Genomic DNA, 13,884 nt, shown 5'->3' with positions numbered 1-13,884 from the left:
GGGCGGGAGTTGCTCCCGGAGGGTGGGTTGGCCGGCGGGAAGAGCCATCGCACATTGGCCGGGCCCCGTCAGAGGAGGTCCCCATGGCCGAGAACTCCGAAGTCGCCCGGCTGCGCAGCCTGGCCCAGCTCGACGCGGATGCGGTGGGCGCGTACGACGCCGCCCTCGCTCGCATCCAGGAGCCCCTGGTTCGTGAGCGGCTCAACGAATTCCGCATCGACCACGTGCGGCATGTGCAGGACCTCAACACCCTCATCCACCAGTTTGGAGGCCAGCCGGTGGAGCTGCGCCCGGACCTCAAGGGCGCCGCGATGAAGGGGCTGACCGCGATGACGAGCCTGATGGGCACCGAGGCCGCGCTGGTGGCGATGCTCGGCAACGAGGAGTACACCAACCGCTCCTACGACCTGGCCCTCCGGTTCGACTGGCGCCCGGAGGTGCGCACCCTCATCGAGAAGCACCGCGAGGACGAGCGGCGTCACGTCATGTGGGTCCGTGAGGCCGTCCGGACCCGTCCCTGGGAGCGCGAGCGCGCCGCCGCCCACGAAGGGTCCGAAGTCCAGGCCTGACGCTTCGCACGATATGCCAGGACCGAGCCTTCGTTCTCGCACCCGGGACCTGCTCTCGCGGAGGGGTGACGAATGCGTTCATGGTCATACGCGGCGGTAGTACTGGCGTGCATGGTAACGGGCTGCGCGGCCCGCATGGGGGACCTGGACATCCCCGACCGGGAGGCCGTCTACGACAGGCCCCTGGAGGAGATGTGGCCGGAGGTGCGCCAGTTCTTCACGGAGAACAACCTGCCCTTCCGCGAGGACAAGGGCAGCATGGTGCTGGAGACCGACTGGCGGCAGGAGTTCGGCGGCTCGAAGATTTCGGGCTTCTGGCACCGTTACATGGTGCTGGGCAAGCGCGAGTCCCCCACCCAGAGCAAGCTGTGGATCATCCGCATCACCAAGAGCTCCAACAAAACGCTCTCCCTGGCGGGCAAGGAAATCGACTGGGGCGTCAACAGGAACCTGATGGGGGGGACCGAGGATACTCCGGGCCTCAGTCCCGAGGACTATGAGGACCGCCTGGACGAGCCGCAGGGGGAGAACTCCTTCTACGTGGAGTCCGGGCAGGGCTCGCGCGACCTGGTGATGGAGTGGCGGGTGTTCAATGCGGTGGCGCCCCGGTTGGCCAGGGAGGAGAACGTGCCGAAGCCGGTGCAGGTGGCCAGGGCGCCGGAGGCGAAGGAGGCCCCGAGCGCCATGTCCATGGAGTGCGGGCTGCCCATCATCGGCCTGGGCAAGCAGGCGAAGAAGGGCGGGGTGCTGCTGCTGGGGGAGCTGCACGGGACGCAGGAGGTGCCGCGCTTCGTGGCGCAGGCCGCGTGCCAGGCGATGGTGGCGGGCATCCCGGTGACGGTGGGCCTGGAGCTGCCGCTGGAGAACCAGACGCGCGTGGACACCTTCCTGGAGAGCGCGGGCACCGAGGACGACTGGCTGAAGCTGATGGAGGCGCCCTTCTGGCGCAGCCCGTACCCGGATGGCCGCAGCAGCGAGGCGGTGGCCAACATGCTGGAGCAGCTGCGCCAGCTCCGCTCGCGCGGACTGGACGTGGAGGCCTTCGTCTTCGACCACCCGAAGGCGCAGGGGCAGGCTCGGGAGGACGCGATGGCGGCCACGGTGAAGCACCAGGTGGAGTCCGCGCCCGGGCGCTTCTACGTGGTGCTCTCGGGCAACATCCACGCGCGCACGGAGCAGGGGCTGCCGTGGGACGCGAAGTACCGGCCCATGGGCCTGCTGCTGAAGGGGGCGCTGGACAGCGTGGTGGCGCTGGACATGGCGTATGACAGCGGCTCGGCGTGGATCTGCGCGGTGGACAGCAAGGGGGTGCGCAACAAGCTGGACTGCGGCATCCGCGACGCGAAGGGCCGGGACAACGGGGACCGCTTCTTCATGCACCAGTGGAGCAGCGTGAGGGCGGGCTACAACGGCGTCTTCTACGTGGGCCCGGTGAACGCGTCGGCGCCCGCGGTGCACAGGGGGCTGGGCCGGCCGGGGGCGGACGACAACTCGGTGCACCCCGCGCCCGAGCAGGGCTCGAGAGTCGCGTCCGTTCCCTGACTCCGCCGCTGCTGCGTCCTCCGGTCCGCTGGCATACGCTGCCGGCGTGACTGATATCACCGTCTACCAGCCGGACTTCCTCTACGTGAAGGGCCGGCTCCACGAAGGGCACTCCCTCGGCGTGAGCGCGGAGGGAGTGGTCCTTCAACAGGGCTCCATCCCCGCCGGAGCGCGCATCGTCCGGCTGCCGGGGCGCGCCCTGCTGCCGGGGCTCGTCAACGGCCACTCGCATGCCTTCCAGCGCCTCATTCGCGGGCGCACGGAGTACGTGGCGGCGGGCCGCGAAGCGGACGACTTCTGGAGCTGGCGCGAGGCCATGTACCGCGCCGCGGAGGCGCTGGGCCCGGACGACGTGTACGCCGCCTCGCGGCAGGCCTTCCTGGAGATGGCCCTGGCCGGCATCACCACCGTGGGCGAGTTCCACTACCTGCACCACCAGCCGGACGGCACGCCGTACGCGGACCGCAACACGCTGGCGCACGCCGTCATCCGCGCCGCGCGGGACGTGGGCCTGCGCATCTGCCTGCTGCGCGTGGGCTACGCGCGCGCCGGCTTCCAGGTGCCGGAGAACCCGCGCCAGCGCCGCTTCATCGACAGGGACGTGGACGCCTTCGTCGCCTCGGCGGAGTCGCTCGCCCGCGAGGTGAGGGGCGACGCGGCGGTCAGCGTGGGCCTGGCGCCGCACAGCGTGCGCGCGGTGCCGCGGGAGTGGCTGGCCGCGCTCGCCGGCTCCCCCGCGCGGAGCATGCCCGTGCACATGCACGTGGCGGAGCAGCCGAAGGAAATCGAGGCCTGCCTCGCCGAGCACGGGCTGCGGCCGGTGGCGCTGCTGGCGGACCTGGGGCTGCTCGGGCCGGGCTTCACCGCCGTCCACGGCGTCCACCTGTCGGACGCGGAGGTGTCGCTGCTGGGCGGGGCGAAGGCGACGGTATGCGCGTGCCCGTCCACCGAGCGCAACCTGGGCGACGGCATCGTCCCCGCGGACGCGCTGGTCCGCGCGGGGGCTCGCATCAGCCTGGGCTCGGACAGCCAGGCCACGGTGGACCTGCTGGACGAGGCCCGCCAGCTCGAGGGCCACCTGCGGCTGGCGCGGCTGCGGCGCGCGGTGCTGGACCCGGGGCGCGGCGACATGAGCGGGCTGGCGGGGCGGCTGCTGGAGATGGCCACGGTGGAGGGCGCGCGCAGCCTGGGGCTGTCCACGGGGGGCCTGGAGCCGGGGGCGCCCGCGGACTTCTTCACGGTGGACCTGAACCACCCGTCCCTCGTCGGCGCCAGCCCCGAGTCGCTGCTGGCCGCCATCGTCCTCGGCTCGGAGAAGGGGGCGGTGCGGGAGGTGGCGGTGGCCGGGCGCGTGGTGGTGCGGGACGGGCGTCACCCCCTGGCGGAGGAGAGCGGCCGCGCCTTCCAGGGGCTCTCTCGCACGCTGTATTCCTGAGCGGATTTTTTCTCGTTCCGCTCGATATGCCGCCGGGTGGCGCCTCGTTTCCTCCCAGGGCTGCTTTGTGGGAGGGCCGATGCGCTCGAAGGTCTACGCGGTGGTGACGTTGATGTGTTTCCTGGCGGGCTGTGCGGCCCGGCAGGGGGCCTGGGACATTCCGGACCGGGAGGCCGTCTACGACAGGCCCCTGGAGGAGGTCTGGCCGGAGGTGCGCCAGTTCTTCACGGAGAACGACCTGCCCTTCCGCGAGGACAAGGGCAGCATGGTGCTCCAGACGGAGTGGCGGGAGGAGTTCGGCGGCTCGAAGGTGTCGGGCTACTGGCACCGCTACCTGGTGCTGGGCAAGCGCGAGTCCCCCACGCAGAGCAAGCTGTGGGTCATCCGCATCACCAAGAGCGCCAACAAGGCGCTGTCCCAGGCCGGCAAGGAAATCGACTGGGGTGTCACTCGCACCATCGGCACGAATGGCTCGGGGGGCTCGACCTATCATGGCAACACCTTCAACACGGACGGAGAGCCGTTCCTGGACGTCGAGGACTTCGAGGCGCGCTTCGACGCGCCGCGCGGGGAGAACTCCTACTTCGCGGAGTCGGGGCAGGGGACGCGCGACCTGACGATGGAGTGGCGGGTGTTCCGCGCGGTGGAGCCCCGGCTGGCGAAGAACGCGCCCCAGCCCGTGCAGGTGGTGGCCAGGGCGCCCGAGGCGAAGGCGGCCCCCAGCGCCGTGTCCATGGAGTGCGGGCTGCCCATCGTCGGCCTGGGCAAGCAGGTGAAGAAGGGTGGGGTGCTGCTGCTGGGCGAGCTGCACGGCACGCAGGAGGTGCCGCGCTTCGTGGCGCAGGCCGCGTGTCAGTCGGTGGTGGCCGGCATCCCCGTGACGGTGGGCCTGGAGCTGCCGGTGGAGAGCCAGGAGCGCATGGCGGCCTTCCTCACCAGCGAGGGCAAGGAGGAGGACTGGCTGAAGCTGATGGACGCGCCCTTCTGGCGCAGCCCGTACCCGGACGGGCGCAGCAGCGAGGCCATGGCGAACATGCTGGAGCAGCTCCGGCAGCTCCGGGCTCGCGGGCTGGACGTGGAGGCCTTCGTCTTCGACCACCCGAAGCTGCAGGGGCAGGTCCGCGAGGAGGCGATGGCGGCCACGGTGATGTCGCGCGTGAAGCACGCGCCCGACCGCTTCTTCCTGGTGATTAGCGGCAACGTCCACCCGCGCACGAAGGCGGGGCTGCCGTGGGACGGCAAGTACCAGCCCATGGGCCTGCTGCTGTCCAAGCACGTCAAGGACGTGGTGGCGCTGGACATGGCGTACGACAGCGGCTCGGCGTGGATCTGCGCGGTGGACAGCAAGGGCCGGGTGAACACGCTGGACTGCGGCGTGCGCGAGGCGAAGGGCAAGGACAACGGGGACCGCTTCTTCGTCCACACGTGGGGTGGGGTGAATGATGAGGGCTTCCACGGTGTCTTCTACGTGGGGCCGGTGAACGCGTCGGCGCCCGCGGTGCACAAGGGGCTGGGGCGCCCGGGGGAGAATGACAACTCCGTGCACCCGCCGAGCGAGTCGGGCCGCACGGTGGCTTCCGTCCACTGAGGGGGCCTGCCCCGCGGGAAGGGCCTCCAGGGGGCTGGCGCGGCGTGCCCGGCGGTGGCATGACGCGGCCCCTGGAGGTCGTCCCCATGAGCGACACGTTGCCCGCGCTGCGCGCCACCCTGACGGAGCTGGTGGCGATGGACACCACGTCCGCCCGTCCCAATGCCCCGCTGGTCGACTACGCGCAGGCGAGGCTGGAGGCCGCGGGCTTCACCGCCGAGCGCCAGCGCTACACCGACGACGCGGGTGTGGAGAAGGTGAACCTCGTCGCGGTGAAGGGCGGCTCCGGCCGCGCCGAGCTGGCGCTGGTGGGCCACACCGACTGCGTGCCGTATGACCCGGCGTGGACGGACGCGCTGCGGCTGACGGAGAAGGACGGGAAGCTCTACGCGCGCGGCGCGTGTGACACCAAGGGCTTCATCGCCTGCGCGCTGCACGCGGCCCTGAAGGCGGAGCGCGTGCGGGCCCCGCTGATGGTGGTGCTCACCGCGGACGAGGAAGTGGGCCTGGTGGGCGCCAAGAAGCTGGTGGAGGCGGGCCTGGGCCGCGCGCGGCACGCGATTGTCGGCGAGCCCACGCGCCTGACGCCGGTGCGCGCCAACAAGGGCTACTGCCTGGCGGAGGTGGAGGTGCTGGGGAAGGAGGGGCACAGCGCGTATCCGGAGTCGGGCGCGTCGGCCATCTTCCGAGCGGGCCGCTTCCTCCAGCGCCTGGAGCACCTGGCCACCACGGTGCTGCGCGACGAGCGCGACGAGGGCTTCCAGCCGCCCTTCACCACGGTGAACGTGGGCGTCATCCAGGGCGGCAAGGCGAAGAACATCATCCCCGGCGCGTGCCGCTTCATCGTGGAGTGGCGCCCCATCCCCGGTCAGCCGCCGGAGCGGGTGCCACAGCTGCTGGAGACCCTCCGCCAGGAGCTGGTGCGCGACGAGCCGGCGTACGAGGCGCACATCCGCGTGCTCCGCACGGACCGGGGCGTGAATACGAAGGCGGACGCGGAGGTGGTGCGCTTCCTGGCGGAGGCCAGCGGCAACGCGCCCACCACGGTGTCCTTCGGCACGGAGGCGCCGCAGATGACGGAGCTGGGCGCCGAGGCGGTGGTGTTCGGCCCCGGCGACATCCGCGTGGCGCACCAGACGGGGGAGTACGTTCCCGTGGACGACCTGGTGCGCTGCGAGGCCGTGCTGTCGCGCGCCGTGGCGCACTTCTGCGGCGCGCGGTGAGGCGGCGGCCCCGGACCCGGGGGATGGGCGCGGCGCCGGTGCAACGGGCGTCTGCGCCCGCCGCGGGGGGCTGTTAAGAGAGGGCGCATCTCCTTCCGGGTGGACCCAACATGAGCACCTCGCCTTCGACTCCCCGCAACGTTCTCTTCCTGCTGGCCAGCGCCCGCGTGGGAGGTAACGCCGAGCAGCTCGCGCGCCACGCGGCACAGTCGCTGCCCGCCGGCACGGTGGTGGACTGGCTGCGCCTGGAGGAGCACCTGCGCGAGCCCTTCCGTGACTTGCGCCACGCGCCGGGCGGCTACCCGAAGCCGGGCCCGGAGATGCTCGCGCTCATCGAGCGGACCCTCGCCGCGGACGAGCTGGTCTTCGTCGCGCCCATCTACTGGTACGCCCTGCCTTCCACCGCGCAGCACTTCCTGGAGCACTGGTCCTGGTGGAAGCGCGTGCCGGGGCTGCGCTTCCGCGAGCGGCTGGAGGGAAAGGTGTTGTCCCTCGTCACCGCGCATGCCTCCGACGAGGACGACGTCGTCACCCAGCCCGCCATCCAGAGCCTGAAGTGGTCCGCGGACTACACGGGCATGCACTGGCGCGGGGCGCTCATCGGCCACGGCACGGCCCCGGGCCACGTGCTCTCGGACACGCGCGCCCTGGAGGCCGCCCGGGACTTCTTCCTGCGGCCCGTGGACAATTCCGTGACCCGCGCGGCCTGAGTCTGACCGATAGACGGCGTAGGGGATTCTGCTACGGGCGAATCGCTGATGCTCTGAAGCTAAGCGATTCGGGCGTAACTGCAGATGTTCACCTGTGTAGGGCTGTAAAGTGTGAGTCTATGCCCATTGCGTTACCAATCTGCGCGCTCACGCGGTTCGCGCATCCTGTTGATGACTCCATCGCTCTGCATCGGCACGGTGTCGAGGGGCACCCATCTGGAGGGGTGCTGAAGACATCAGATATGAGCTGAAAGACTCGGAATCTTACGCACCTCGAACCACGCACTGTGGGCGGCCCTTGAGCGCCATCGGGCCTTGACTCTGTGAGGTCGTTAAGTCGATTCTTCAGTTATGAACTGGACATCAATCGAGTGGGTGCAAGCGATCTCTGGACTCGCCTCCGTGGGCTCTTTCCTTTTGGCGCTCAAGATTAAGAGTGATGTGGCTCGTTTGCTCAGCCAACGCAACCCTTCTTCATTTCAAGGGACTCAGTCTATCTCCGGGACTGGAAACCTTCAGTCGGGAGGAGGTGTGAATGTTCAAAGGAATCAGTGACGCTTCGCAAGGCATCAGAGGCGATCATAACCAGCAGCAGAGCATTCGCGGCGATAACAATCAACAGGCAGCCGGAGATGTAGTTAATAAGACGGTCAATCATAACGAGACCATCAACCTGTTGGTAATGCCCGAACAGTCGTTGGTGAGGCTGCCATCGCAAATGGCCGCTGCTGCAGTTCGCTTGTCGATGGCGATTGATGCCAGTCCTGAGCCTTCGCCACATGATTTTCGCACTTATGACATTGAGCAGAAACTGAGTTACAATTCTGTGGAGGCATATAGGGCGTGGATTGATGATTATGGGGCGTACGGTTATGCAGTCGATGCGGCGTACGATGCACTCGATGAGCAGAGTCCTGGGGCAAGGTCAAAGATTCTCCGTCACATTCGCGCAAAGTATGTGCGGGTGCGAACTGAATTGGCGAGCCTTGCTCCGAGGGGGACGGGGGTGATGGAGATTGTGAGGGAGAATTCAGATAAGATTTTGGAGTTGGTTTCGCGCGAAATTGGCAGCGAAATACGAGACTCCCCTGTTCCGGGGATGTTTGTTGAGGATGTGGAATTCCCTGCCAATGCAATTACGTGTCATGCATTCATTAACTGCAAGATTCTTGAGCGACCGTCTCCCTAGGTTTTTATGTTAGTCGAGCTCGAATCGCATCCGGAGCGAAGTCTCTATTATATTGGTGCTCGCATCATCCATGCGCTAAGGGAGGCTCCAACGGGGCGCATTGAAATAGAGTGGTTGTTTAAGCGTCTTAACGAAGAGGGCAGTGTGCGGTCCGTTCCGCTTGAGTATTGTATACTCGCGGCTGATTGGTTGTTTCTTCTTGGAGTTGTCAAGGCTACATCCGACGGAGACATTGAGAGATGTTTTTAGAGCGCCTTCGTGTTCGTCGTCGGGATAAGCTTATTCGAGAGGTTCAGTTTCGAATGGGGCTGAACTTGGTGGTCGATCAGACTTCTGTTAGGTCGACTGATTCCGGGAACAGTGTTGGAAAGACCACGCTGTTGCGTGCTGTGGACTACTGCTTGGGGTCGACGGGGGACGACCTATACAAAGATCCTGAGTTTGGGACTGTAAATGAGCGAGTGCATAAATTCTTGCAGGATGGTGTTGTCTTTGAGTTGGAGGCTCGCTCATCAACTAGGAATTTGCACGTGCTTCGGGAGTTTGGAAAACCGCCAGTTGTCAACGGAGAGAGTCCGGGGCAAAAAGAGGCATTAAGGAAGTTGGGCTATGAGTTGTTTCGACTGCGAACCGAGAAGCCGTCGCTCAGGCAGTTGATTAGGAAGTTTATCCGAATCGGCGAGCAGCAGGTGTCGAATACGCTATGGTTCCTTCATTCAAGTGCCTCTTTTGAGGATTATGAGCCTGTTTGGTTGTTCCTTTTTGGGTTCGACGATCAGGAGTTGCTAGGAAAACGTAGGGACTTTCAGCGAAAGTTGAAGGCCGTTGATGGGCAGCTTGCTGGATTTAAAGGGGTTTCGAAGAACTCCTTGCGGCAGATGGTTGCTGTTATTGATCGCGACCTTGCTCAAAAGCAGAGGCAACTTGGGCAGTTTGAAGTGGGTCCTGCGGTAAGGAGCGAGTTGTCGACTCTGAGTGGTGTGAGGGAAGAGATTACTAGTCTTGGTTTGAGTATGTCTCGCCTTCAATTGCGCATTCAGAATAGCGAAAGGACGGTGCGCGCCCTTAAGGAGGCGTCCACTAATATCGACACAGCTCGCTTGGAAGAGTTGTATAGGGCCGCCAAGAGTGAACTTCCACAGCTCGCACGCAAGTTTTCGGAGTTGCAGAGCTTTCATAATGCGATGGTTGAGAGCAAGGTCCGCTTTGTGCAGCAGGGTATTGAGCGGGCGCGTGCTCAGTTGGAAGAACGAGAGGCGGCTCTTTCTGCTGCGGCGGGCAGAGAGTCTGCTTTGCTTAAGGTGATTTCAGATAAGGGGGTTCTGGCGGATCTAAATAAAATTCACATGGAGGTCAATCGCCTGCACGAGAGTCGTGGCGAGAAAATGGGTCTGCTTTCGCGCATAGAGGAGCTTGAGAAAGAGCTAGAGGACACGCGTAAGGTGCTGGATGAGGCTGAGGCAGCCATCGCGGCAAGTCAGCATGCTGTAGATAAACGACTGGAGATTTTTAACGCCGCCTTTTCTGATTACTCACGTCGTCTTTATGGGGAAGAGTATGTGGTCTATTATGATGCACGAGAGGTGAAGGGGCGTAAGAGGTATGAGTTCAAGATATCTAATGTTGCGGGGAATGAGGGAACAGGAAAGAAGCGCGCCCAGATCGCGGCATTCGATCTTGCCTACATGAAGCTACAGAGCGACTTGCGATCGGATACGGTACGGTTTACCTTGCACGACCAAGTCGAAACAGTCTCAGTTAACCAGTTGCAGACGCTTTTTGAGCTTGCCGAGAGTGTTGAAGGCCAGTTTCTTGTTTGTGTTTTGGCTGACAAGTTGGCGTCTGTTGATGACGCGTTGGTGAAAAGGGCTGCTGTGCTTCGGCTGTCGCAAGAAGATAAGTTCTTCCGACTGCCTTGATGCGTGTTTGTCCATCCGGGCTTGGGTGGGCTGTGGTTTGCCCGAGAGGGGCGGCGCAACGTGGCTTGTTGCTCGCTACGCCTGAGGCAGCGCGCAGTGGCTCAAGTCCCGTAGCACCTTCTTGGCCTCGGCGATGAGGTCATGCCCGCCGAGGTCCTGGGACACGCGGGCGATGAGCTTCATGTCCGGCGTGAGCCGGTACACGCCCTTCGAGCGCTGCACCAGCCCGGCCACCCTGGCGCCGTCCAGCAGCGCGTCCGCGCCCAGCGTCACCACCAGCCGGCCGGTGCCCACCTCCAGCGCGCGCAGCCGCAAGTCCCGCATGTCGATTTTCAGCAGCGTCAGCTCGGACAGGGCGTCCACCTCGTCCGGGGCCTCGCCGTAGCGGTCCACCAGCTCCGCGCGCAGGTCCGTCACCTCGTCCGGGTGGCTGGCCTGGCTGAAGCGCTTGTAGAACACGAGCCGCTGGTGCACGTCCGGCACGTAGTCGTCCGGGATGAGCGCCGGCATGGGCAGGCTGACGTCCGGCTCCACCTGCATCTTCGGCGGCTGGCCTTGCAGCTCGGCCACGGCCTCCTCCAGCAGCTGCGCGTACAGGTCGAAGCCAATCTCCGCGATGGCGCCCGACTGCTTGTCGCCCAGCAGGTTGCCCGCGCCGCGAATCTCCAAATCGTGGCTGGCGATGGAGAAGCCCGCGCCCAGCTCGGTGAAGTTCTGGAGCACCTCCAGGCGCCGCTGCGCGTCCTTCGTCACCGCCCGCCGCGACGGCACCAGCAGGTACGCGTACGCGCGCTCCTTGCTGCGGCCCACGCGCCCGCGGAGCTGGTAGAGCTGCGCCAGGCCGAACTGGTCCGCCCGGTTCACAATCATCGTGTTGGCGCTGGAGATGTCGATGCCGCTCTCGATGATGGAGGTGCACAGCAGCACCTGGTACTTCCGCTCCGTGAAGTCCAGCATCACCTTCTCGAGCTGGCCCTCGCCCATCTGCCCGTGTGCCACGCCGATGCTGACGTGGGGCACCAGCGTGCGCAGCTGCTGCTCCACGGACGGGAGCGACTCCACGCGGTTGTGCACGAAGAACACCTGCCCGCCGCGTCCAATCTCGCGCTCAATCGCCTCCTTGATGACCGCGTCGTCCGACTTCATCACGAAGGTGCGGATGGCCCGGCGGTCCTGGGGCGGGGTGGCGATGATGCTCATGTCGCGCACGCCCGACATGCTCATGTGCAGCGTGCGGGGAATGGGCGTCGCCGTCAGCGTCAGCACGTCAATCTGGGAGCGCCACTTCTTCAGCGACTCCTTCTGCTTCACGCCGAAGCGCTGCTCCTCGTCGACAATCATCAGGCCCAGGTCCTTGAAGGCCACCTCGCCGCCCAGCAGCTTGTGCGTGCCGATGAGGATGTCGACCCTGCCCTCCTTGGCGCGCTTGAGGATTTCGCGCACCTCCGGCGCCTTCTTCAGCCCGGAGATGACCTCCACCGTGACGGGGTAGTCCTTGAAGCGCTTCTTGAAGGACAGGTAGTGCTGCTGCGCCAGCACCGTGGTGGGCACCAGCACCGCCACCTGCTTGCGGTCCAACGCCGCCTTGAAGGCGGCCCGCATGGCCACCTCCGTCTTGCCGTAGCCCACGTCGCCGCAGACCAGCCGGTCCATGGGCTGAGGCTTCTGCATGTCCGCCAGCACGTCTTCAATGGCCTTGGCCTGGTCCGGCGTCTCCTCGAACTCGAAGTCCGCCTCGAACTGGGCGAAGTACCGGTCCGGCGCGCTGAAGGCATGGCCCGGGTGCGCCTTGCGCGCGGCGGCAATCTGGAGGAGCTCCGCCGCCATCTTGAGGAGCTGCTCCTTGACGCGCTTCTTCGTCTTCTCCCAGCTCGTGCCGCCCAGCTTGTCGAGCTGCACCTTCTCCGGGTCACCGCCGGAGAACTTCTGGATGAGCCGCATGCGGCCCACCGGCAGGTAGATTTTGTCGCGGCCCGCGTACTCCAGGACGAGGAAGTCCCCGGGCACCCCGTTCACCTGCATCTTCGTCAGGCCCGCGTAGCGGCCGATGCCGAAGTCGGTGTGGACGATGAGGTCGCCTTCCTTCAAGTCTCCAAAGCCGGAGGCGAAGGCGTCCATCCGCTTGCCGCGCTTGACGCGCCGGCGCGCGCGGACGCCGAAAATCTCCTCGTCCGCCAGCACGGCCAGCCCGCCCGCGCCGTCCACGAAGCCGTGGCTCACCTCGCCGGTGAAGAGGTGGGCCCACACGGACGGCTCGTACAGCGCGGACACGTCCGCCAGCGGCTCCGTGTGCACCTTCACCATGACGTTGCGGTCCAGCAGCAGGCGCTTGAGCCGGTCCGCCTGGCTGAGCGTGCCGCACGCCACCGCGCACGCCACGCGCATGTCCCGCCAGCGCTGCAGGCGCTCCACCAGCGGGCTGAGCGCGCCCTCCTCGCCGTGGTGCGCCAGAATCGCCTCGCGCAAATCCTGGGTGCCGCCGAAGCTGAAGAGCACCGGGGGCCGCTCCGACTGCGCCAGCGACAGGCCGCCGCCCTCCACCACGCGGAAGGCGCCCAGCCGCTCCGCCACCGCGTCTCGCGTGAGGAAGTGCTCCGCGGGCGGGCACACCAGGTCCTGCCGCGCCTCCGCCGCCGTGAAGGAGCGCTCCAGCTCCGCCCACAGCTCGTCCACCGCGCGGTCCAACCCCAGCGGGTCGTCCAGGTAGAAGACGGGCGGCTCCTTGCCCCACTGGCGCAGGAAGTCGAACACCGTGGACAGCCCACCCTCGAAGAGGCCGGGCAAGAGCCCCTCCAGGCCGAAGCCGGGCAGGCCCTCTCGCAGCGCGTCCAGCCGCTCGCGGAGCTGGATGGTGGGCAGGTTGATGCGGTCCGCCACCGCGCGGGCGGCGGCCTCGGCGCGCGGCCGCGTCTGGTCCGTGAGGAGGACCTCCCGCGCCGGCACGAGGACGACCTCCTTCAGCGAGTCCACCGTGCGCTGCGACTGCGGGTCGAAGGCGCGGATGGAGTCGATGGTGTCCCCGAAGAACTCCAGGCGCACCGGCTTGTCGTAGAGCGGGCTGAAGACGTCCAGCAGGCCGCCGCGCACGGAGAACGTCCCCACGTCCTCCACCAGCGGGCTGTTCTGGTAGCCCATGCGCGCCAGCTTCAGCGCCAGCGAGTCGCGGTCGAAGTCCTGTCCCACCACCACCCGCTCGGACAGCGACGTCATGACGTCCAGCGGCAGCATGCGGCGGTACAGCGCGCGCACGGACATCACCACCGCGGGGAAGCGCGTGCCCTGGCCCAGGTGGAAGAGGGCGCCCAGCCGCTCCGTGACGGTGGCCGTGTCGGGCGACAGCTCGTCGTAGGGCAGCATCTCGTCCGCGGGCAGCCGCAGCACGCGCGGCTCCAGCAGGCTGCCGTTGCCTCCCAGGAAGAAGGCCAGGTCGGCGGCCAGGGCGTCGGCCGCCTCCTCGTCCACCGCCACGCAGACGAGCGGCGCCCGGGCCGCCTGGTGCAGGCGGGCCAGCACGTGGCCGCGCGCCGCGCCCTTCAGCCCCTGCGTCCGCACGCGGCGGCCGGGGTGGAGGGCCTCCAGGACCTGGGCGAGCGGGTCACCTGCCACCGGAGGCGCGCCGCCGTGCAGCGCCGCCTCCACATCCAGCCTCTGAGTGAAGGGAGTGTCCATGAGTGGACCCTGAGGGCCCCCGGGTAATTAGGGGGGTGGG

General features: G+C 66.6%; 10 protein-coding genes. 9 read left to right on the top strand and 1 reads right to left on the bottom strand.

What is annotated here, in order from left to right:
- The first annotated feature begins 83 nt into the window (after positions 1-83).
- The 9 genes from K8638_RS02160 to K8638_RS45080 all read left to right on the top strand — a co-directional run bounded on the left by K8638_RS02160 (position 84) and on the right by K8638_RS45080 (position 10,175).
- Entirely contained in the window at positions 84-569 is a 486-nt protein-coding gene (locus tag K8638_RS02160; protein ID WP_223752690.1) for a demethoxyubiquinone hydroxylase family protein, read from the top strand.
- Between the two features lie 72 nt (positions 570-641).
- Entirely contained in the window at positions 642-2,111 is a 1,470-nt protein-coding gene (locus tag K8638_RS02155; RefSeq protein ID WP_223752689.1) for a hypothetical protein, read from the top strand.
- A 46-nt stretch (positions 2,112-2,157) separates the two neighbouring features.
- Positions 2,158-3,546, top strand: a complete 1,389-nt coding sequence (gene hutF, locus K8638_RS02150) for a formimidoylglutamate deiminase (RefSeq protein ID WP_223752688.1) — start codon at positions 2,158-2,160, stop codon at positions 3,544-3,546.
- Between the two features lie 79 nt (positions 3,547-3,625).
- Complete coding sequence (locus K8638_RS02145; RefSeq protein ID WP_223752687.1) at positions 3,626-5,134, top strand: hypothetical protein; 1,509 nt, start codon at positions 3,626-3,628, stop codon at positions 5,132-5,134.
- 86 nt (positions 5,135-5,220) lie between these two features.
- Positions 5,221-6,357, top strand: coding sequence for an acetylornithine deacetylase (gene argE, locus K8638_RS02140; protein WP_223752686.1), 1,137 nt, complete (start codon positions 5,221-5,223; stop codon positions 6,355-6,357).
- A gap of 110 nt (positions 6,358-6,467) precedes the next feature.
- The gene (locus K8638_RS02135; protein WP_223752685.1) at positions 6,468-7,067 is read left to right on the top strand and encodes a flavodoxin family protein; all 600 of its coding nucleotides are present in this window, start codon (positions 6,468-6,470) and stop codon (positions 7,065-7,067) included.
- 535 nt (positions 7,068-7,602) lie between these two features.
- Positions 7,603-8,256, top strand: a complete 654-nt coding sequence (locus K8638_RS02130) for a hypothetical protein (RefSeq protein WP_223752684.1) — start codon at positions 7,603-7,605, stop codon at positions 8,254-8,256.
- A gap of 6 nt (positions 8,257-8,262) precedes the next feature.
- A complete protein-coding gene (locus tag K8638_RS45085; RefSeq protein WP_370643895.1) occupies positions 8,263-8,505 on the top strand; it encodes an ABC-three component system middle component 6 in 243 nt (80 codons plus the stop codon).
- A 281-nt stretch (positions 8,506-8,786) separates the two neighbouring features.
- Complete coding sequence (locus K8638_RS45080; protein WP_223752683.1) at positions 8,787-10,175, top strand: DUF2326 domain-containing protein; 1,389 nt, start codon at positions 8,787-8,789, stop codon at positions 10,173-10,175.
- A gap of 75 nt (positions 10,176-10,250) precedes the next feature.
- Here the strand turns inward: K8638_RS45080 and mfd are convergent, their stop codons facing one another.
- The gene (gene mfd, locus K8638_RS02120; RefSeq protein ID WP_223752682.1) at positions 10,251-13,844 is read right to left on the bottom strand and encodes a transcription-repair coupling factor; all 3,594 of its coding nucleotides are present in this window, start codon (positions 13,842-13,844) and stop codon (positions 10,251-10,253) included.
- Positions 13,845-13,884: the final 40 nt, after the last annotated feature.

The sequence above is a fragment of the Myxococcus sp. RHSTA-1-4 genome (assembly GCF_020037125.1).
Lineage (GTDB): Bacteria > Myxococcota > Myxococcia > Myxococcales > Myxococcaceae > Myxococcus.
Note: the sequence above shows the minus strand (reverse complement) of the source record. Positions and strands in the feature narration are given on the sequence as shown.